At 31.3% G+C, this 21,797-nt stretch carries 22 protein-coding genes; all 22 read left to right on the plus strand.

The genetic code is table 11. The annotated features are described in order from the left end of the window. Positions 1-109: 109 nt before the first annotated feature. Complete coding sequence (locus L8X24_RS05270; RefSeq protein ID WP_263663908.1) at positions 110-919, plus strand: RICIN domain-containing protein; 810 nt, start codon at positions 110-112, stop codon at positions 917-919. Positions 920-921: 2 nt separating this feature from the next. Beyond that, positions 922-1,725 carry a cytolethal distending toxin subunit B family protein gene (locus L8X24_RS05275; RefSeq protein ID WP_263663909.1) on the plus strand — a complete coding sequence of 268 codons (804 nt, stop codon included), beginning with the start codon at positions 922-924 and terminating at the stop codon, positions 1,723-1,725. A 9-nt stretch (positions 1,726-1,734) separates the two neighbouring features. Next, positions 1,735-2,307 carry a cytolethal distending toxin subunit A gene (locus tag L8X24_RS05280; RefSeq protein WP_263663910.1) on the plus strand — a complete coding sequence of 191 codons (573 nt, stop codon included), beginning with the start codon at positions 1,735-1,737 and terminating at the stop codon, positions 2,305-2,307. Between the two features lie 78 nt (positions 2,308-2,385). Beyond that, on the plus strand, positions 2,386-3,483 hold the full coding sequence (gene lpxB / locus L8X24_RS05285; RefSeq protein WP_263663911.1) for a lipid-A-disaccharide synthase: 1,098 nt from the start codon (positions 2,386-2,388) through the stop codon (positions 3,481-3,483). A gap of 9 nt (positions 3,484-3,492) precedes the next feature. Beyond that, positions 3,493-3,978, plus strand: a complete 486-nt coding sequence (gene greA, locus L8X24_RS05290) for a transcription elongation factor GreA (RefSeq protein ID WP_039619215.1) — start codon at positions 3,493-3,495, stop codon at positions 3,976-3,978. Positions 3,979-3,981: 3 nt separating this feature from the next. Then, positions 3,982-4,710, plus strand: a complete 729-nt coding sequence (locus L8X24_RS05295) for a UDP-2,3-diacylglucosamine diphosphatase (protein ID WP_263663912.1) — start codon at positions 3,982-3,984, stop codon at positions 4,708-4,710. Then, positions 4,710-5,663, plus strand: coding sequence for a chemotaxis protein (locus L8X24_RS05300; RefSeq protein WP_263663913.1), 954 nt, complete (start codon positions 4,710-4,712; stop codon positions 5,661-5,663). The genes L8X24_RS05295 and L8X24_RS05300 overlap by 1 nt, the downstream gene beginning before the upstream one ends. Positions 5,664-5,665: 2 nt before the next feature. Continuing rightward, on the plus strand, positions 5,666-7,972 hold the full coding sequence (locus L8X24_RS05305) for a chemotaxis protein CheW (protein WP_263663914.1): 2,307 nt from the start codon (positions 5,666-5,668) through the stop codon (positions 7,970-7,972). 4 nt (positions 7,973-7,976) lie between these two features. Beyond that, entirely contained in the window at positions 7,977-8,495 is a 519-nt protein-coding gene (locus tag L8X24_RS05310) for a chemotaxis protein CheW (RefSeq protein ID WP_039668837.1), read from the plus strand. Beyond that, complete coding sequence (gene serB, locus L8X24_RS05315) at positions 8,495-9,121, plus strand: phosphoserine phosphatase SerB (RefSeq protein WP_263663915.1); 627 nt, start codon at positions 8,495-8,497, stop codon at positions 9,119-9,121. Before L8X24_RS05310 ends, serB begins: the two co-directional genes overlap by 1 nt. Beyond that, a complete protein-coding gene (locus L8X24_RS05320; RefSeq protein WP_263663916.1) occupies positions 9,118-10,089 on the plus strand; it encodes a transaldolase in 972 nt (323 codons plus the stop codon). The genes serB and L8X24_RS05320 overlap by 4 nt, the downstream gene beginning before the upstream one ends. A gap of 46 nt (positions 10,090-10,135) precedes the next feature. Continuing rightward, complete coding sequence (locus L8X24_RS05325; RefSeq protein WP_133319540.1) at positions 10,136-10,672, plus strand: 50S ribosomal protein L25/general stress protein Ctc; 537 nt, start codon at positions 10,136-10,138, stop codon at positions 10,670-10,672. 1 nt (position 10,673) lies between these two features. After that, positions 10,674-11,213 carry an aminoacyl-tRNA hydrolase gene (gene pth, locus L8X24_RS05330; RefSeq protein ID WP_263663917.1) on the plus strand — a complete coding sequence of 180 codons (540 nt, stop codon included), beginning with the start codon at positions 10,674-10,676 and terminating at the stop codon, positions 11,211-11,213. 3 nt (positions 11,214-11,216) lie between these two features. After that, positions 11,217-12,278, plus strand: coding sequence for an LptF/LptG family permease (locus L8X24_RS05335; protein WP_263663918.1), 1,062 nt, complete (start codon positions 11,217-11,219; stop codon positions 12,276-12,278). Between the two features lie 17 nt (positions 12,279-12,295). After that, positions 12,296-13,501 (plus strand): diaminopimelate decarboxylase, encoded by a 1,206-nt coding sequence (gene lysA, locus L8X24_RS05340; RefSeq protein WP_263663919.1) that lies wholly within the window; start codon positions 12,296-12,298, stop codon positions 13,499-13,501. 1 nt (position 13,502) lies between these two features. After that, positions 13,503-14,264, plus strand: coding sequence for an HAD-IIA family hydrolase (locus L8X24_RS05345; RefSeq protein WP_263663920.1), 762 nt, complete (start codon positions 13,503-13,505; stop codon positions 14,262-14,264). Further along, positions 14,261-15,334: a prephenate dehydratase gene (pheA, locus tag L8X24_RS05350; RefSeq protein WP_263663921.1), complete on the plus strand. Its 1,074-nt coding sequence runs from the start codon at positions 14,261-14,263 to the stop codon at positions 15,332-15,334. The genes L8X24_RS05345 and pheA overlap by 4 nt, the downstream gene beginning before the upstream one ends. Continuing rightward, positions 15,324-16,415 carry a histidinol-phosphate transaminase gene (gene hisC, locus L8X24_RS05355; protein ID WP_263663922.1) on the plus strand — a complete coding sequence of 364 codons (1,092 nt, stop codon included), beginning with the start codon at positions 15,324-15,326 and terminating at the stop codon, positions 16,413-16,415. Before pheA ends, hisC begins: the two co-directional genes overlap by 11 nt. A gap of 14 nt (positions 16,416-16,429) precedes the next feature. Further along, the gene (fliF, locus tag L8X24_RS05360) at positions 16,430-18,115 is read left to right on the plus strand and encodes a flagellar basal-body MS-ring/collar protein FliF (protein WP_263663923.1); all 1,686 of its coding nucleotides are present in this window, start codon (positions 16,430-16,432) and stop codon (positions 18,113-18,115) included. After that, positions 18,115-19,143 carry a flagellar motor switch protein FliG gene (gene fliG / locus L8X24_RS05365; protein ID WP_012662055.1) on the plus strand — a complete coding sequence of 343 codons (1,029 nt, stop codon included), beginning with the start codon at positions 18,115-18,117 and terminating at the stop codon, positions 19,141-19,143. Before fliF ends, fliG begins: the two co-directional genes overlap by 1 nt. Positions 19,144-19,147: 4 nt before the next feature. After that, positions 19,148-19,966 carry a flagellar assembly protein FliH gene (gene fliH / locus L8X24_RS05370; RefSeq protein ID WP_263663924.1) on the plus strand — a complete coding sequence of 273 codons (819 nt, stop codon included), beginning with the start codon at positions 19,148-19,150 and terminating at the stop codon, positions 19,964-19,966. Beyond that, positions 19,963-21,792 (plus strand): 1-deoxy-D-xylulose-5-phosphate synthase, encoded by a 1,830-nt coding sequence (dxs, locus tag L8X24_RS05375; protein WP_263663925.1) that lies wholly within the window; start codon positions 19,963-19,965, stop codon positions 21,790-21,792. Before fliH ends, dxs begins: the two co-directional genes overlap by 4 nt. The last annotated feature ends 5 nt before the right edge of the window (positions 21,793-21,797 follow it).

Raw genomic sequence — 21,797 nt, forward strand, 5'->3', positions numbered from 1 at the left:
AGTGATAAAATATTTTTTAAAATAAAGAAAAATTATTAATGGTGTTTTGTATTACAATTTATTTATAATTATGATAATATATTTAAATTTAAATATTCAAGGAGGAAAAATGCAAAAAATTAAATTCATAATGATATTTAGTGTATTTGTAGCTTTTTTTATCGGATGTTCTTCTAAAGAGCAATTTAATCCTTTGGCACGTTCTTTAGGCGGTGTAAATGATATTGATCCTTTAAAAATAGGTAAAAATCCAACACCACCTGCTAAGCAAAAAACACCAGCTTTAGTAGATGGGAAACATTTTCCTGCTATACCGCTTGTGCCACCAGTAATTACTACAAATACTTTTAAAGGAGATAATCCCATAAAAGGACCCTTGCCAAGGTTAACTTCGGATAATAAATTTACTTCAAACGCTTTGTATGAAAATTCAGGTATTGCAAGTGATTTTGTAACTATTATGAATCCAAATGGTGCTGCATTAACTGTTTGGGCATTAAATCCAGGAAATTGGATATGGGGTTATAATTTATTTGATAGCAAGCCTTTTGGTGATGCAAGAGTTTGGCAGCTCATTGAATTTCCAAATAATAAGGTAATGATTAAAAATGCAAAAACTTTAACTTGTTTAAATGCCTATGGAAATGGCATTGTGCATTATCCTTGTGATCAAAGCAATTTTGCTCAGTATTGGAGACTCTTTCCTATGAGTAATGGCGCTTATCAAATTCAAAATTATGCTACCCAACAATGTATACAAACAACAGTTGGAAATGTAATGGAGGAGTTTTATTTTAACTATTATAGTATTTATTTGACGCCTTGTTTGAAACCAAAAGAAAAAAATTTAGATAGACAATGGAGTATAAGTGCACCTGCTTTTCAAACAAGATCACCTTATGCTTATACGGGAGAGTAATAATGAGAAAGATAATATTTTTAATTTTTAGTTTTAATTTATTATTTGGAGCTTTAGAAAATTATAATAGTGGCACTTGGAATTTACAAGGCTCATCAGCTTCTACTGAAAGCAAATGGAATATTAGTATAAGACAGCTTGTAACGGGTGCTAATCCTATGGATATATTAGCTGTTCAAGAAGCAGGGGTTTTACCAAGCACAGCTATAATGACTCCAAGACAAGTTCAACCTGTGGGAGTTGGAATTCCTATTCATGAGTATGAGTGGAATTTGGGCTCATCAAGCCGTCCAAATTCTGTTTTTATATATTATTCAAGAGTTGATGTTGGAGCAAACCGTGTAAATATGGCTATAGTAAGTAGAGTGCAAGCTGATGAGGTTTTTGTTTTACCACCTCCAACCGTTGCTTCAAGACCTATTATAGGAATTCGCATAGGAAATGATGCGTTTTTTAGCATACATGCTTTAGCAAGTGGAGGTAATGATGGTGGAGCTATTGTGAGTGCTGTGGATAGTTTTTTTAGAAATAGACCAGAGATTAATTGGATGATTTTGGGTGATTTTAATAGAGAAGCAGGATCTTTGGTTTCTTTACTTGATCCAGATTTAAGAGCACGTACACGAGTGATCCCTCCAAATACTAATACTCAAACTAGCGGAAGGATTATTGACTATGCTATCACAGGAAATTCCAATACAGCTTCTTTGTATAATCCACCGCCAATCATTGCTCTTTTAGCTGTAGCAGGACTTAGGACTTTTTTAGCTTCTGATCATTTTCCTGTGAATTTTAGAAGACCTTAGGAGTAAATGATGAAAAAAATTTGTATTTTATTTTTTATGGTTTTGAGTTTTTTAAGAGCTGAGGTTAGTTTAGATGAATTAGAAGATTTTACACCTATGTTTGCCATAAGATCTTTAGAAACAGGAATTTCACTAAGTCCTTTTAGGTATAGCTCTGAAATACTAGAAGAGCAAAATTGGTTTTTAAAAGAAATAATACTTAGCGATGAGTTAAAAGAAAAGGACAGGTATGCTGTGCAACGCCCTTTTGGTTATGTGCAGTTTATAAATCCTAGAGGTGCTGATGTGTGTTTGGCTGTTTTAGATGAAAAAACTTTTGGAACAAAATCTTGTAAGCAAGATTTACAAGATGGACAAATGCAAACGGTTTTTTCTATCATGCCTACTACAAGTTCTGCTGTGCAAATTAGATCTTTAACGCATGGTGGGGTAAAATGTATGAGTACTTTTTATGAAGCACGCGTGCCTATAGAAAATCGCTTTGGTTTAGATGATTGTACCGTAAATCCTTCTGTACCTATAGAATTAAAAGAATTATTTTTCTTTGCCCCTGCTATCGTTGAAGCAACTCCGCTTTATTAAACTAAACCCGCTTTGCGGGTTTAAACTCTAAGTTAAAATTTGTTAAAATGTCTTTTAAAATTGATATAAGGTAGGTTAATGAAAACCTTTTTAGTTTGTGCCTTAGAGCCTTCAGCAAATTTGCATTTAAAAGAAGTTTTAAAAGTTTATAAAAATGAGTATAAAGAATTTGATTTAGTAGGAATTTATGATGAGAGTTTATGTAAAGAATTTAGTCTAAATTCCAAGCCACTTTATAGCTCACATGAGTTTAGCGCTATGGGTTTTATAGAGGTTTTGCCACTCATTTTAAAAGCCAAAAAAGCTATAAAAGAACTAGTAAATTTAAGTCTTACTCAAAAGATTGATACGATTTTATGTATAGATTCTCCCGCTTTTAACATACCTTTTGCAAAAGCTTTAAAAAAAGTAAATTCTAAAGTAAAAAGAATTTATTACATTTTACCTCAAGTTTGGGCGTGGAAAAAAGGTCGCATACCCATCATAGAAAGTCATTTTGATGTGCTAGCTTCTATCTTGCCTTTTGATAGTGAGTTTTTTAGCAAAAGCACTTATGTAGGACATCCACTTTTAGATGAGATAAAAGAATTTAAAAATCAAGAAGATATAAATTTTATACTTTCAAAAAATGATGATGAGAAAGCAATCGCTTTCTTGCCAGGCTCAAGAAAAAGTGAAATAAAGCGTTTAATGCCTATTTTTAGAGAATTAAGCATTAAATTTAAAGGTAAAAAAATCCTTTGTGTGCCCGAGTTTAATCTAAAAAGATTAGATCTTTATGGGGATATAGATGGTTTTGAAATTCAAAGCAATACCCCAAAAGTGCTAAAAAATGCTGATTTTGCTTTTATTTGTAGTGGCACAGCTACACTTGAAGCAGCTTTGGTCGGCACGCCTTTTGTACTTGCTTATAAGGCTAAAGCTATTGATGTATTTATCGCAAGATGTTTTGTAAAACTCAAACACATAGGCCTTGCAAATATCTTTTTGGACTTTGCAGGAAAAAGCGAGCTTAATCCTGAATTTTTACAAGAGCAAGTGAATGTGGAAAATTTGTATCAAGCTTATCTTAAATACGATTATAAGGCATTTTTTGATAAAGTAGATTTTTTAAAAGAATATTTGCAATTTGCAAGTGCAAAAAATTTAGCTAAAATACTTTATGAAATCAAATAAGGATAAATCATGCAAAAAGAACCTATGAGTAAATATGGCTATGAGAAATTAGAAAAAGAATTAGAACATTTAAAAAAAGTTGAACGCCCAAAAGTAGTAGAAGAAATAGACATAGCAAGAAGCCATGGAGATTTAAAAGAAAATGCAGAATATCACGCGGCTAGAGAAAAACAAGCTTTTATAGAAGGTAAGATAGCTGAACTTGGGGATTTGATCTCAAGAGCACAAATCATCGATCCATCTTCTTATGAGCATGATAGTGTGAAATTTGGCTCAACTGTTGTTGTAGAGGATTTAGAAAGTGAAAAACAAAGCACTTATACTTTAGTAGGGGTAAATGAGGGAAATTTAGAAAAAGGTTATATTTCCATTAGTTCGCCTATTGCTAAAGCAATGCTTGGTAAAAAAGAAGGCGATGATTTTAAAGTGCGTTTGCCAAAAGGCGAGAGTGAATTTGAAATCATTTCTATAGAATATAAAGCTTTGGAATTTTAATTTTTGCAAAAAATAATTATAAAAGAAAATGCTATTTTCATTGCTGATGTGCATGAAAATGAAAATAGGCGTGGTTTTTGGGATTTTTTACAAGCCTTAAAAGATAAAAAAATTCAAACTCCACAGCTTTTTTTAATGGGTGATATTTTTGATCTTTTAATTTATGAAGTAAAAGCCACGCATGATTTTGCAAAAGCTTATATAGACTTACTTGAAGAGCTTGCTGATGAGATTGAAATCATTTATTTAGAAGGTAATCACGATTTTAATTTGGCTAAATTTTTTAAAAAAGTGAAGGTTTTTAGTATAAAACAACAGCCTTTGCTTTGCGAATTTCAAGATAAAACCTTAGTAAAATTAGCCCATGGGGATATTTTTTTAAAACCTTTTTTGCAATTTTGCTTAAAAAGTTTGAGAAATCATTATCTACTACTTTTTTTAAATTTTTTAAATGTTACTAGTAAAGAAAAAATTACTCAAAAAATTTTAAAAAATCAAAATAAAAAACAACTTATTAGAAAAATTCCTCAATTTGCTACTTTGGTAAAAGAGCGTATAAAACACTACAATGTAAAATTTATAATAGAAGGACATTATCATCAAGATGTATTTTTAGAATTTGAGGATACAAAATATTTAAATTTACCTACTTTTGCATATAAGGAAAGTTTTTTTGTAGTAAAATATGAACCAGAAATCAGATTTCACAAAATAGAACTTAAGGAGGCATAATGTTTGATGAGAATGTCGTTAAAACAGGTTCAAATGAAATGGAGCTTGTTGATTTTCGCATCTTTAAGCAAGGCCAAGATAAAGTCTATGAGGGAATTTATGGTGTAAATGTTTCTAAGGTTAGAGAAATCATAAAAATTCCTTTTTTGACTGAAATTCCAGGGGTGCCTGAGTATGTTGAAGGTATTTTTGATCTTCGTGGTGTGGTGATTCCTGTGATTAATCTAGCTAAATGGATGCAAATTCAAGAGCCAGAAATGACAAATATAAAACCTAGAGTTATTATTACTGAATTTAGTAATGTATTAATCGGTTTTATCGTACATGAGGCAAAAAGAATTCGTAGAATTAATTGGAAAAATATCGAGCCAGCTAATTTTGCTACAAGTGCAGGTAGTTTGGATAAAAGCAAAATAACAGGTGTAACTAGAATCGAGGGCGATGAGGTTTTACTTATCCTAGATTTAGAAAGTATAGTGCAAGAGCTTGGAATTTATACTCCACAAACTGATATTGAAGATGATAAGATTCAAAAAATCGAGGGTATAGCTTTAGCACTTGATGATAGTTCTACTGCAAGAAAACTTGTTAAAGATTTACTTAATAAAATCGGCTTAAAAGTTGTAGAAGCAAAAGATGGTGTTGAAGGTTTACAAAAACTTCAAGAACTATATGGAGCATATGGTGATGATTTAAATAAACATCTAAAAATCATCGTAAGTGATGTTGAAATGCCTCAAATGGATGGTTTCCACTTTGCAGCTAAAGTAAGAGAAGATGAGAGATTTAAAAATATTCCTATCGTGTTTAACTCTTCTTTATCAAATGAGTTTATGAGTGATAAAGGTGTTAAAGAAGCAGGTGGTGAGGGATATTTGGTTAAATTTAACGCAAGTGATTTCTTTGCTGAAATTTCTCGTGTTATTAAAAAACATGAAAAAGGTGAGGAGTAAAAATGGAAGATATTCAAGAAATACTTGAGGATTTTTTAGTTGAAGCCTTTGAACTAGTTGAGCAAATTGACCATGATTTGGTTGAATTAGAAGCAAATCCTGAAGACTTAGAACTATTAAATAGAATTTTCCGTGTTGCACATACTGTTAAAGGTTCATCAAGCTTTTTAAATTTTGATGTTTTAACAAAACTTACTCATCACATGGAAGATGTTTTAAATAAAGCAAGACATAATGAGCTTAAAATTACTCCTGAAGTAATGGATGTGGTTTTAGAGTCTATTGATATGATGAAAACCTTATTAAATTCTATTAGAGATAATGGAAATGATACAGCAATAGGGCTTGATATAGCTCCAATTTGTACAAGATTAACCGCTATTTCAGAGGGTGAAAGTTTAGAGTCTGTTGCACCGGCTAAAACTGAAGAGCCAAAAGAAGAAGTAAAAGAAGAGCCAAAGGCTGAAGAACCTGAAGTTGATGTAAATAAACTCAGCGATGATGAGGTTGAGGCTGAAATTGAAAGACTTTTAAAAGTAAGAAAAGCTGAAGACCAAGCAAGACGTGCTGAAAAGAAAAAAACACAAGAAGCTAATCCAGCTCCAAGTAAACCAGCTGCTCAAGCACAAAATGCAACTGCTGAGAAAAAAGTTCCTGCAGCAGGTGGTGGAAGCAGTGGTGCAAATATGGATCAAACCATTAGGGTTGAAGTAAAAAGACTTGATCATTTGATGAACTTAATTGGTGAGCTTGTTCTTGGTAAAAACCGCTTATTAAAAATTTATGATGATGTTGAAGAAAGATATGATGGGGAAAAATTCTTAGAAGAATTAAACCAAGTAGTATCGCAACTTAGCATTGTTACTACAGATATTCAATTAGCAGTTATGAAAACAAGAATGCAGCCTATTGCAAAAGTTTTCAACAAATTCCCAAGAGTTGTACGTGATTTGGGCCGTGAACTTGGTAAGCAAATGGAGCTTGAAATTTCAGGGGAAGAAACTGAACTTGATAAGTCTATTGTGGAAGAAATTGGCGATCCTATTATGCATATGATTAGAAACTCGTGTGATCATGGTATAGAAGATCCAGCAACACGTGTGGCTAATGGTAAACCAGAAAAAGGAACCGTTAATCTTAAAGCATACAATGAAGGAAACCACATTGTAGTGGAAATTGCTGATGATGGTAAAGGGCTTGATGCGGATGCTTTAAAATCAAAAGCTATAGAGAAAAACTTAATCACAGAGCGCGAAGCTGATCAAATGAGCGATAAAGAAGCGTTTGCATTGATTTTTAAACCAGGTTTTTCAACTGCTGCTAAGATTACTAATGTTTCAGGTCGTGGCGTTGGAATGGACGTTGTTAAAACTAATATTGAAAAACTAAATGGTGTGATTGAGATTGACAGTGAACTTGGTAAAGGCACTGTGATGAAGCTTAAAATCCCACTTACTTTAGCAATTATTCAATCATTGCTTGTAGGTACACAAGAAGAGTTTTATGCTATTCCTCTTGCAAGTGTTCTTGAGACGGTTAGAGTGCCAATTGATGATATTTATACCATTGAAGGTAAAAACGTACTTCGCTTAAGAGATGAGGTTTTATCTTTAGTAAGACTTTCAGATGTATTTGGTGTAAAACAAGTGCTTGAAAATACTGATCAAACTTACGTAGTTGTTATAGGTGTAGCAGAAAGTAAGCTTGGTATTATAGTAGATACTTTAGTAGGTCAAGAAGAAATCGTTATTAAGTCTATGGGTGAATATTTACAAAACATCCAAGGTATAGCAGGAGCGACGATTCGTGGTGATGGTAGAGTTACTTTGATTATTGATGTTGCTGCTATGATGGATATAGCTAAAGAGATCAAAGTAGATATTAAAGCACAAATTGAAGCGCAAGCTAAAAAAGTTGTGAAAGAAAAACCAAGTGATTATACAGTACTTATAGTGGATGATTCTAAGATGGATAGAAATATCATGCAAAAATCACTAGAACCACTAGGTGTGAGTATTATAGAAGCAACTAACGGCGTTGAGGCATTAAATACAATTAAATCAGGTGAGCATGATATTGATGCAGTGCTGATTGATATTGAAATGCCAAGAATGGATGGTTATACCTTAGCAGGTGAAATTAGAAAATATTCTAAATACAAAAACCTTCCACTTGTTGCGGTAACTTCAAGAACTAGTAAATCAGACCGTCTAAGAGGTGTGGAAGTAGGAATGACTGAGTATATTACTAAGCCTTACTCTCCAGAGTACTTAGAAAATGTAGTTAGAAAAAATTTAAAACTAGGATAAGAAGATGAATGATAAATTAAGCCAGGTTTTGCAAAAACAACAAGCGCAAATTGCAGAACCAGATGTGGATAAAGAAGAGGATATTATTCAGCTTGTTGGTTTTGTGGTAGGAGATGAGGAATATGCTATTCCTATTCTTAATATTCAAGAAATTATTAAACCTATAGAATATACTAGGGTTCCAAGTGTACCTGATTATGTTTTAGGTGTGTTTAATATGAGGGGTAATGTTATGCCTTTGATAGATCTTGCAAAAAGATTTAATCAAGGTAGCTCTAAAATGACACCTCAAACTAGATATATTGTTTTAAAAGGCGTAGCAAATGGAAATCAAACTCCTGCAGGTAATGCGGGTTTTGTGATAGATAGATTAACAGAGGCTATCAAAATTCACAGAAGCAGAATTGATCCGCCACCTGAAACTTTACTAAAAGAAAAAGGTATGATTTTTGGTATAGGTAAAAGAGAGGAAAATATTTTAACTATATTAAAAGCCGAAGCTTTATTAAAGCGTGAGTTTTAATGATAAAGCTTTGCGCCTTTGACTTTGACTCTACGCTAATGGATGGGGAAACCATCGACATTTTAGCACAAGAATATAATGTCGGTGATGCTGTTAAAAGTATCACCGATAAAGCAATGAATGGTGAGCTTGATTTTTTTGAAAGCTTAAGTGCTAGAGTAGCCTTGCTTGAAGGAATGCCAGTTGATCAAGTAAGAAAGTGCTGTGAAAATTTACCTTTGATGAATGGTGCTAAAGAATTATGCGAGTATTTAAAAAATAAAAACATAAAAATTATTGTTTTTAGCGGTGGATTTCATGAGGGAATTGACTTAATACAAAATAAACTTCATTTTGATTTTGGTTTTGCTAACTTTTTGCATAGTAAAAACGGTGTTTTAACAGGAAAAGTTGGTGGAGAAATTATGTTTAACAACTCAAAAGGTATTATACTACAAAGACTTAAGAAATTTTTAAATTTAAAAACAGAAGAGATTATGTGTGTGGGCGATGGAGCTAATGATATTTCTATGTTTAAAGAATGTGGATTAAAAATAGCTTTTTGTGCCAAAGAAATTTTAAAATCTCATGCAGATATTTGTATAGATAAAAAAGATTTAAAAGAAATAATAAAGGTAATACAATGAAAAAATTTTCACTATGGTGTGATTTTATAGAAAATGAATTTTTAGATCATGAATTTTTAGATTTAATTTACTCAAAAACAATCAACGGCGCTACTTCAAATCCTGCTATTTTTAAAAATGCGATTTTAAACTCAGCTATTTATAAAGAAAAAATCAAAAAATCAAATCTTAAAGATAAAAAAGCTTTATATGAGTATCTTGCGGTAGAAGATATAGCTAAGGCCGCAGATAAATTAGCTATTAATTATTATGAAAATAATGATGGTTTTATTAGTATTGAAATTGACCCGAGATTAAAAGATAATACTAGCTTATCTTTGGCTGAGGCAAAAAGATTATACACGCAAATTGCAAAAGAAAATGTGATGATGAAAATTCCTGCAACAGAAGCTTCTTATGAAGTAATGCAAGAATTAATGAAAAATGGTATTAGTGTAAATGCTACTTTGATTTTTGATTTTGAGCAAACTAAAAAATGCTTTGAAGCTTTAAATTTAGGTTTAAAAGAATTTAGAAAAAATAATATTGCAGCCAAAAAAGAACCTCAAGCCGTTATTAGTATTTTTGTAAGTCGTTTTGATAGATTATTAAATAATCAAGTTTTAGATAAAAATTATATAGGAATTCTCACTGCAACTAAGGCTTATAATTATATCATTAAACAAAATGAAGCAAATATTAGAGCCTTGTTTGCAAGCACGGGTGTTAAAGGTGATGATTTAGAAAAAGATTATTATATTAAAGAATTACTCTATGATAAAGCTATTAATACTGCACCATTAGATGCTATTAAGGCTTTTAAAGGTAAGCAAATCGTATTTAAAGAGCCTTTAAAAGATGAGTGTATAGAGAAAAAATTGAATGCAAATATTTCAAAAGATGCTTTAAGTAAAGCTTGTAAAGATTTGCTTGATGATGGTTTAGAGCAATTTTGCATAGCTTATGAAGATATTTTAAAATCTTTATAAACTTATTTAGCTATAATTAGCGTTTATTTTTTTAGAAAGGAAACAGATGTTAGAAGGTATCGTTAGAGAGAGTATCGGTAGAAAAGCTGCTAAAGCTTTAAAAAGAGATGGTTATCTAATCGCAAACATCTACGGAAAAGGATTAGAAAACATCAATGCTGCTTTTAAAGTAAATGAATTTATTAAAGAAGTACGCAAAAAAACTACTTTAGCTTTTGATGTAAAAGTAGCAGATAAAGTATTAAATGTTGTGGTAGTTGATTATCAAAAAGATCCTGTAACTGCAGAATTAAAACACGTAGATTTAAAAGTAGCACAAAAAGGTGTTATTTCTAAATATATGGTTCCCGTAAAAATCGTAGGAACAGCTATGGGTCTTAAAAATAAAGGTGTTTTAATCCAATCAAAAAGAAGATTGAAAGTAAAATGTGCAGCTGAAAACTTACCAAATTATTTTGAATTAGATGTAACTAAACTTGATGTTGGTGATGCACTTTTAATCCGCGATGTGGTTGTACCTGAGGGTGTAACTATGGTTGATGCTGATAGAGTAGCTGTAGTTGGCGTAGAAAAAGCAAGATAAAATGACCTTAGTCGTAGGACTTGGTAATATAGGAGAACAATACGCTCAAACCCGTCATAATGTAGGGTTTATGCTAATTGACTTAATTTTGAAAGACTTGCAAACAACAAAGCTTTCAAATGCTAAATTTAAAGGAGAGCTTTTTAAAAGCTCTTCTACTCTTTTTTTAAAACCTTCCACTTATATGAATTTATCCGGAGAAAGCGTAAAAGCTGTTAGTGAATATTATAAATGTGATAGAATTATTGTAATCCATGATGATATAGATTTAAATTTAGGTGCTTTGAAATTTAAAATAGGTGGATCAAGTGGTGGGCATAATGGACTTAAAAGTATAGATAATCTTTGTGGTAATGCTTATGAGAGAGTACGCATAGGAGTAGGAAAAGGACAAGATGTAATTTCTCATGTTTTGGGGAAATTTAAACAAGAAGAGCAAGAAAGCTTAACTAAGGTTTTAGAACATAGCAAAAAAGCCTTACTTGAGCTTTTAAATTCTGATATAGAAAAAATCGCTTCAAAATATTCTTTAAAAAGTTAAACGATGAGTATATTTTTTCGCTATATTTCATCTTTGTATTTAAAATCATTTTTTATTTTATTTTTTTCTTTGACTTTTTTCTTTGTAGCGATTGATTTTTTGCTAAATTTCAATAGACTGCCAAAAAGTGCAAATTTAGAGCTTTTATATATATTTTTCTTAACATGCTCAGCAGCTTCTTATATACTACCTTTAGCTATAGTCCTTGCTTTGGTTTTGTGTATTTTTAATATGATACGCTCGAATGAATTTGTTAGCTTATATGCTTTGGGTTTAAGTAAAAATCAAGTGATTTTTTATCCTTTTTTATGGGCTATGTTTTTTTGTTGTGTTTATGTAGGACTTAATTTTAGCTCCTTTGCTTATGCAGATGAATATAAAAGTAATATTCTTAAGCGTGGCGTTGTAGATAGAGAGGGTGGGGAAGTTTTGATTAAATATAATGATAAATTTATTTATATACAAAAAACAAGTTCTCAAACCCTATATAATGTAAAAATCTTTGATGTAAAAAATTTAGACATTCAAAGTATAATCCATGCAAAAACTGCTAAATTTAATGGAGATTCTTGGGATTTAAATGATGCTAAAGCTACTAATGTACCACAAAATTTGATTGTTTCAAAAGAGGGTTTAAGTATAGAAGAATTTAAAAATATTAAAGGTTTAGAAGACTTTTCTCCAAAAATTTTAGAAAGAATTTCTTTAGTAGAGAGTAATCCTTCTTATTCTATTTTAGACGCGCTAGAAAGTATGGCAATTTTTGCAAAACAAAATATTTCTACTAATACACTTAGAACAAGCTTGTATTCTTTGGTTCTTACACCATTTTTTGCGCCATTTTTAATGCTTATTGTGTATTATTATTTTCCTTTAACAGCAAGATTTTTTAATCTCGCGCTTTTAGCTTTTGTGTTTTTTGTGTGCATACTTTTGGTTTGGGGCTTGTTGTTTTTATTAACAAGATTGAGTGAAAATGAAATTTTATTTCCAGAGCTTGGTATAATGCTACCAGTATTTATTTTAATGAGTATAGGAAGTTTTTATTATTTTAAACACAAATAACTACAAGTGAGGTTTTTATGGATTATTTAAAACTAGCAAAAGAATATAACACACCATTTTATATTTATGATTTTGATAAAATCAAAGAGCGTTTTACAATGTTAAAAGATGCATTTAAAGCAAGAAAATCACAAATTTTTTATGCAGTTAAAGCAAATTCTAATTTAAGTGTTTTAAAACTTTTAGCTTCTTTAGATAGTGGGTTTGATTGTGTTAGCGCAGGCGAGATTTATAGAGCTTTAAAAGCAGGAGCTAAAAATTATAAAATTATTTTTAGCGGGGTAGGTAAAAGTGCTGATGAGTTAAAATATGCTTTAGAACAAAACATACTTTATGTAAATTTAGAAAGCTATGAAGAAATGCTTCTTTTGGAACAAATTGCTAAAGAAAATCAAAAGATAGCCCGTATAAGCATAAGAGTAAATCCAAATGTAGATGCTAAAACACATCCTTATATTTCTACAGGTTTGCATGAAAATAAATTTGGTGTAGATATAGAAAGTGCCAAAAAAATGTATCTTTATGCTAAAAACTCACAATTTTTAGAGCCAGTTGGTGTGCATTTTCACATAGGCTCTCAAATTCTTGATATAAGTAGTATTCATGAAGCTTCAGCGATTGTTGCAAAATTAGTAAAAGAACTTTTAACTTTGAAAATTAATATTAAATTCTTTGATATAGGTGGGGGTTTAGGAGTTTGTTATAAAGATGAACAAGAGCCAAATTTATATGATTATGCTCAAGGAATTTTAGCAAGTTTACAAGGTCTTGATGTGTGTATAGGTATGGAACCTGGTAGATTTTTAGTGGCAAATGCAGGTGAGTTTGTTACTAAAGTTCTATATGAAAAATTTAATGATAAAAAGCGTTTTGTGATTATTGATGGGGCGATGAATGATTTATTGCGTCCAAGTTTATATAGTGCTTATCATGAAATCAAGCTTTTGAGTGAAAATAAAGAAGAAAGCCTTTGTGATATTGTTGGTGGGGTTTGTGAGAGTGGAGATTTTTTAGCTAAAGATAGAAAGCTAGCTAAAACAAAAGCAGGAGATTTGATCATAGTTAAAAGCGCAGGTGCATATGGTTTTAGCATGAGTAGTAATTACAATACTCGTAATAGAGTATGTGAGCTAGCTTGTGAAAATGGCAAGGTAAGAATGATTAGAAAAAGAGAAAGTTATGAGGATCAAATTGCTTTAGAGCTTGATTTTTTAAAGGATTAAAATGTTGTTTTTAGATGTGCAAGGAACTTTGATTTCAGATTATGATAAAAGTCCTATAAATGGTGCTTTAGAACTCATTAAATCTTTAAATAAAGAAAAAATTCCTTATGTGATTATTACTAATAATACCAAAAAATTAGATTTTTTAAATTATTTGCAAAATTTGGGTTTTGAAATTAATGAAAAAGTTTATATTGATCCTTTTTGTGTTTTAAAAGATCATTTAAAGCCTTGTAAAATAGCAGCTTTTGGAGCAAAAGAATTTTTAGATTCACTTCAAGAGTTAGGTTATGAGCTTGATTATAAAAATCCAAAAGCATTTTTACTGGCAAGTTATGATGATTTTAAATTTCAAGATTTTGCTAGTATGATAGAGTATCTTAAAAATGGTGTGCAAGCTATAGCAATGCATGAAAGTAGTATTTATAAGAAAAACTCAAGGCTTTATCCAGGTGTTGGAAGTATTATGTCTATGCTTAAAAATGCATGCGAGTTTGATTATAAAGTGATAGGAAAACCTAGTAAGGCTTTTTATGAAAGTGCTTTAAATTTATTAAAACAACAAGATTGTAATGTGAATTTTGAAAAGACTTTGATTATTAGTGATGATTTTAAAGGCGATTTGCTTGGTGCTTATGAGCTTGGTATGCAAACAGGCTTAGTTTTAAGCGGTAAAATTTCTAACACTCAAGGTCTTGATACAACTAAACTTAATTTTGTATATGATAGTATTAAGGATTACTACATATCGAGGTTTAAATGAAAGAGATAGAAAAATTACGCAATAAAATCGATACCATTGATGATAAAATTTTGGCTTTGCTTAATGAAAGAATGCTTCATGTTAAAGATATAGGAGTTATTAAGCAAAATTTAGGTGGAAGTATTTATAGACCTGAGCGTGAAAGAGCTATTATAAATAGACTTAAAAATTATAATCATGGTTTATTAGATCAAAATGCAATCGAAGCAATTTACCAAGAAATTTTTGCTGTATCAAGAAATTTAGAAATGCCCCAAAGCATAGCTTATTTAGGACCTGAGGGAAGCTATACGCATCAAGTAGCAAGAACGCGTTTTGGTACTATGAGTCGTTATACTCCACTTGCAAATATAGAAGATGTTTTTAAAGAATTAGCTCACAAAGAAGCAAAATATGGAGTAGTACCTATAGAAAATAATACAGCAGGTGCAGTGGGTGTGACGCTTGATTGTCTTGGAAAATATGAAGATGTAAAGATTTTTGCTGAAATTTATATGGACATTCATCATTCTTTTGTAAGTATGAGTGAAAATTTAAAAGATATTAAACGCATATATTCTCATCCACAAGGCTATAATCAATGTAGAAATTTTTTAGAAAGTCATGATTTAAGCGAAGTGGAATTTGTAGCAAGTAAATCCACAGCTCATGCAGCTTACTTAGCTTCGCAAGACGTTACTTCAGCTGCGATTTGCTCTAAAATTGCAGCAAAACTTTATAATGTGCCTATATTATTTGAAACGATTGAGGATAATTTGGCAAATCGCACTAGGTTTTTGATTTTAAGTGATATAAAAATACCTCAAATGCCTCATTGTAAAACTTCTATTTTAGCACTTGCTGCACATAAACCAGGTGGGCTTAGTGATTTATTATATGAGTTTAAAAAAGAGGGGATAAATTTAACAAAACTTGAATCACGCCCTATAAAAACAAGAGAATTTGTACATAGTTTTTATATAGATTTTGAAGGACATATTGATGATGAAAATGTCCAAAGAGTATTAAAAAAAGCTGATCATATAAAATGGCTTGGATCGTATTTATCAGGAGAAAGTAATGAAATTTAATCCTTTTTTAGAAGCTATTAAAACTTATGAAAGTGGCAAGGATATGGATTTAATTGCTAAAGAATATGGTTTAAAAGAAGTTATTAAACTAGCGAGTAATGAAAATCCTTATGGTACAAGCAAAAAAGCTAAAGAAGCCATTATAAATAATGCGCATTTAGCTCATTTGTATCCTGATGATACTATGAGTGAATTAAAACAAGCTTTAGCACAAAAATATGATATTTTAAAAGAAAATCTCATCATAGGTAGTGGGAGTGATCAAATCATAGAATATATAGTGCATGCAAAACTTGATCATTCTAAGGCTTATTTGCAATGCGGGGTTAGCTTTGCTATGTATGAAATTTATGCAAAACAACTAGGAGTTAAGGTTTATAAAACTCCAAGCTTAACCCATGATTTAAATGAGTTGTATGAGTTATATCAAAAGCATAAAAATGAAATCAAAGTAATCTTTTTATGCTTGCCTAATAATCCTTTAGGTGAGTGTTTAGACGCAAGTGAGGTTTTTGAGTTTTTAGAAAAAATTGATGAGGATTGTTTGGTAGCCATTGATGGAGCTTATAATGAATTTGCTTCATTTAAAGATAGCAAAAAACATATCAATCCTAAGGAATTAATCCATAAATTTCAAAATGCAGTATATCTAGGAACCTTTTCTAAGCTTTATGGTTTGGGTGGCATGAGAGTAGGTTATGGTATAGCTTGCAAGGAAATTATTAATGCGTTTTATAAATTAAGAGCACCTTTTAATGTGACTAATTTGAGTTTAAAAGCTGCTGTTGCTGTGTTAGATGATGATGAGTTTGTGCAAAAAACTTTGGAAAATAATTTTTCACAAATGAAACTTTATGAAGATTTTGCTAAAAATTATAAAATTCGATACATTCCAAGCTATACAAATTTTATTACTTATTTTTTTGATGAAAAAAATAGCACAGATTTATCTGAAAAACTGCTTAAAAACGGTATAATAATAAGGAATTTACAAAGTTATGGTTTAAATGCTGTGCGTATAAGTATAGGTACAGAGTATGAAAATTCAAGGTTTTTTGAAGAGTTTTCTAAAAATTTTTAGTTTGTAGGAAATAAATGGATTATAAAACTATACTGCACCAAGTAGGTCAGCTTTATCAAAATTTAAGTTTAAGACAGCGTATTATCATTGCTGCTTCTATTGTTGTTGTAGTTGGATTTTTAGTATTTTTAACCCTTTTTAGAAGTGGTTCTACAGTAGCTAGTGAGGCTGGATATTCAGTATTATTCGAAAATGCTAATACTAGTGATTCGGCGATGATAGTAACGCAACTTGAAAAAAGTGGAGTTCCTTATATTTTGCGTAATGAAGGAACGATTTTAGTTCCTAATGAACAAGTATATAAACAGCGTTTGGCTATTGCTTCTGCAGGGTTATTGCCAAAAGATAATAAAGTAGGTTTTGAGCTTTTTGATAAACAAGAATTTGGCGCAACAGAAGCTGAGCAAAAGGTAAAATACCAAAGAGCATTAGAAGGTGAACTTGCTAGAACAATTGAAAGTTTAGAGCCTATTCATAGCGCCACAGTGCATATTGCTTTTGCTAAAGATACACTTTTTACTCAACAACAAGTCCCACCAACTGCTTCAGTAGCTTTGACGATAAAAGAAGGCTTAAAGCTTAATAAAAAGCAAATTATGGGGATTAAAAACTTAATTGCTTCTTCAGTGACAAAACTTACCCCTGAAAATGTAAAAATCATGGATCAAAAAGGTATTCCTTTAGATGATGAGGGTGCTTTTGAGAGTGATTTAATCGCTGCTCAAATTAAATATAAAAGAGATCAAGAATATGAATTAGAGCAAAAAATTGTTGCTTCTATTGCTCCATTTGCGGGTGGTTATGATAGAGTAGTGGCAAAGGTTAGTATTGATTATGATTTTTCTAAAGAAGAATCACAAAGTGAAGTATATGATCCAAACACAGTCGTGCGTAGTGAGCAAACTTTAGAAGAACATAGAGAAGGCTATAAAGATAAAGAAATTCAAGGTGTGCCAGGTGCTGTTTCAAATATCGGTCCTGTAGAAGGTTTAGATGATAAAGGTGCACGCGAGGTTTATACTAAAAACCAAACTACAACTAATAATGAAATTTCTAAAAAAATTACCAATACCACTAAGCAATTTGCAACCGTTAAAAGAATTTCTGCGGCCGTTGTAGTAGATGGAAAATACAAAGTAATTACTGATGATCAGGGAAATATTACTAATGAATATATTCCTTTGAGCGATAAAGAAATTCAAGCTATTGAAAATCTCACTAAAGGCGCTATAGGTTTTAATCTTGCTAGAGGTGATGCGGTTGAAGTAAATAATTTGGAATTTCATAGAACAGCTAAAGTTGAAAATAAGGTTCAAACTTTCTATTCAAGATTTGTTGAGCCATTTATCCCGCCTGTTAAGTATGTCTTTGCTGCGATTTTACTTTTCATCTTTTATAAAAAAGTTATTGTGCCATTTTCACAAAAAATGCTTGCAGATATTAAGCTTGAAGAAGAGATGGAAGGAAAAGACGGGCAAATCATTGACGAGGCTGAAGATGCTATTGAAAAATTCAACGCAGCACGTAAGAAAGTTGAAGAACAACTTGGCTTTGGGGATAATTTTGATGAAGATGCGCTTCAATATGATGTCTTGCTCGAAAAATTAAGAGCAGTGGCTAATGAAAAAGGTGAAGAAGTGGCATTATTGTTACAAAAACTTGTTGAAAATGAAGCTGAATTTGGTGAGAAGGATATCTGATGATAAAGCTTAGTGAAGAACAAAAAATGGTCTATGATGACCTTTCTATGCCAGAAAAGGTCGCAATTTTTTTAATCCAACTTGGAGAAGATGTAACGACAGTTTTATTTTCTCATATGGATATTAATGTCATCACTGAAATTTCTCGCTATATCGCTTTAGCAAAAAATGTTGACAAACCAGTTGCTACTGCAGTTTTAGAAGAATTTTATACTTTATTACAATCAAACCAATATCTAAAAAGTGGCGGTTTGGAATATGCAAAAGAAATTTTATTTAGAACTTTTGGTCCTGAAATTGCCAATAAAATTTTGGAAAAACTTACCAAAAGTATGGAAAATAACCAAAATTTTGCTTATCTTTCTCAAATCAAACCACAACAGCTTGCTGACTTTATCATTAAAGAGCACCCTCAAACTATAGCTTTGATTTTAGCTCATATGGATACTACTCAAGCTGCTGAAACTTTGGAGTATTTTAGTGATGAATTAAGGGCTGAGGTTGTAATAAGAATGGCAAATCTTGGGGATATTTCACCTTCAATTATCAAAAGAGTATCTGCTGTACTTGAAAGTAAACTTGAAAGTCTTACTTCTTATAAAGTTGAAGTGGGTGGTCCAAGAGCGGTTGCTGAAGTGCTTAATCGCTTGGGTCAAAAAGCATCCAAAACAACACTTTCTTATATTGAGCAAAGTGATGAAAAACTTGCTACAACCATTAAAGATTTAATGTTTACTTTTGATGATATTTCTCAGCTTAGTACTAATGCGATTAGAGAAGTTTTAAAAGCTGCTGATAAACGTGATTTGATGATAGGTTTAAAGGGTGCAAGTGAGGATTTAAAACAAAAATTTATGGCAAATATGTCAACGCGTGCTGCTGAAGCTTTTGTAGAAGAAATGGGCTTTTTGGGTGCTGTACGTGTAAAAGATGTTGAAGAGGCTCAAAGAAAAGTTGTAGAAGTGGTGCAAAAACTTGCAGAACAAGGTCTTATCCAAGTGGGTGAGGCCGATGAGATGATAGAGTAAGATTATGGCTAAATTAACTAATGTAATTTCACCTGAAAACATTTCTGCTCATGTAGTTGAGGGATATCATTTTAAAGTTATGAGTGAAATGTCTTCTAATGAAGAGCAAAAACAAGAAGAAACTCAAACTATAAATCAAACTCCTCTGGCTCAAAATGCTACTCAGCAAGCAGTGGAAAATCAAACAGTAGAAACTACCCCACAAGTCCCACAACCACAAATCCAACCTGATTTTGTAGAAGATTTGCTTAAAAAAACTGATGAAATGTCAGGAAATATTATTAAATTACAAATGCAAATAGAAAGCCAAGAGGCTGAATTTAACAATCGCTTAAATACAGAATTAGAACATGCAAAAGAAAAATTTACCAAAGAAGGTTATGAGCAAGCTCAAAAAAATTTTGAAAGTGAATTAGAAGCTTTAAAAGAAAAATACTTAAAAAGTGTAGAAAAACTTGAAAATACAGTGCAAAATTTAAATGAGTTTTTATCTAAAAATGAAAAAGAATTAGCCGATACAGCTGTAATTATCGCAAAAGAAGTGATTGCAAAAGAACTTGAGGAAAATTCCTCACTTATAGCATTAAATTTAGCAAAAGAGCTTATGAATGAGCTTAAAAATGCTACTAAAATAGAATTAAAACTTAGCCCTGATGATTTTGAATATGTAAAATCACATTTAGAACAAGAGCAAAGTAATATCAAATTTAGTCTTGATGATGCGATTAATAAGGGGAGTATTTTAATATTAAGTGATGCAGGCAATATAGAATCAAACCTTAATAATCGTTTGCAAAAAATCAAAAATATGGTTAATGAATGATAGACTTAAATAACTTAAATATTAAAAATATGCAAATTAAAGAGTTAGAAAATTTAGCTAACAATTTGCGTGAAGTTATCATAGATACAGTGAGTAAAAATGGCGGACATTTAAGTTCAAATTTGGGTGTAGTTGAGCTTAGTATAGCTATGCATTATGTTTTTGATGTAAAAAAAGATCCTTTTATTTTTGATGTTTCACACCAATCTTATCCACACAAGCTTTTAAGTGGTAAAATAAATAATTTTCATACTCTAAGACAGTTTGATGGTTTAAGTGGTTATACAAAGCCTGATGAGGGAGATTATTTTGTAGCAGGACATTCAAGCACTTCTATATCTTTAGCAGTTGGAGCTTGTAAGGCTATAAGATTAAAAGATGAAGATCGTTTGCCTGTTGTATTAATAGGTGATGGAGCGCTAAGTGCGGGTATGGCTTATGAAGCTTTAAATGAGCTTGGTGATAGAGAATACCCTTGCGTGATCATTTTAAATGATAATGAAATGAGTATTTCAAGGCCAATTGGAGCTATTTCAAAATACCTTTCTCAGGCAATGGCAACGCAGTTTTATCAAAAATTTAAAAAACGCATAGAAAATCTTTTAGAATACTTTCCTCAAGGCGCTTCTTATATGGCAAAGCGTTTTGAAGAGGGCTTAAGACTTATCACACCTGGACTTTTGTTTGAAGAATTAGGACTTGAGTATATTGGTCCCATTGATGGACATAATTTAAATGAGGTTATTAATGCGCTCAATCAAGCAAAAGCTATGAAAAAACCTTGCGTTGTGCATGCGCAAACTATCAAAGGCAAGGGTTATGCATTAGCCGAGGGAAAAAATGCTAAATGGCATGGAGTAGGTGCTTTTGATAGAAGTAGCGGGGAGAGTTTAAAGGCAAATATAAGTAAAAAAAGCGCCACAGAAATTTTTTCAAATACCCTATTGAATTTAGCTCAAAAATATGAAAATATAGTGGGTGTAACTGCTGCTATGCCAAGTGGTACTGGACTTGATAAATTAATAGAAAAATATCCTGAACGTTTTTGGGATGTCGCAATTGCAGAACAACATGCAGTTACTTCTATGGCGGCTATGGCAAAAGAAGGTTTTAAACCTTTTATAGCAATTTATAGTACTTTTATGCAAAGAGCTTATGATCAAGTAATTCATGATTGTGCTATTATGAATTTAAATGTAGTTATAGCTATGGATAGAGCAGGAATTGTAGGAGAAGATGGAGAAACTCATCAGGGTGTTTTTGATATTAGCTTTTTAAGTGCTATACCAAATATTACTCTAGCAGCTCCAAGAGATGAGGCTATGATGGAAAATATTATGGAATATGCATATTTTCATCAAGGTGTTTTTGCTTTTCGCTATCCTAGGGGTAATTTTTTATTAAATGATGATTTTAATCCATGTGAGATAAAACTTGCTAAAGCTCAAATTTTATCTAAAGTACAAAGCGATAAAGTATTTTTAGGTTTTGGTCAAGGTGTGGCTAAAGCAAAACTAGCTTTAGATAAACTTGGATTAGATTATGCGAGCTTAATAGATTTGATTTTTGCAAAGCCTTTAGATGAAGAGCTTTTAAAAGAGTTGGCAAAAGATACAAAAACTTGGTTTGTTTTTTCAGATAGTGCTAAAATAGGTGGAGTGGGAAGTTTGATTACAAATTTTTTACAAAAAGAAAATCTTTATCATATAAAACTAGTAAGTTTTGAATTTGAAGATCAATTTATAGCCCATGGCAAAACAAGTGAAGTGGAAAAATTTTTAGAGCTTGATATTGATTCATTGTGTCAAAAAATTAAAATTTATTAAAAGAT

Source organism: Campylobacter sp. CNRCH_2015_0814 (assembly GCF_025772765.1).
Taxonomy (GTDB): Bacteria; Campylobacterota; Campylobacteria; order Campylobacterales; family Campylobacteraceae; genus Campylobacter_D.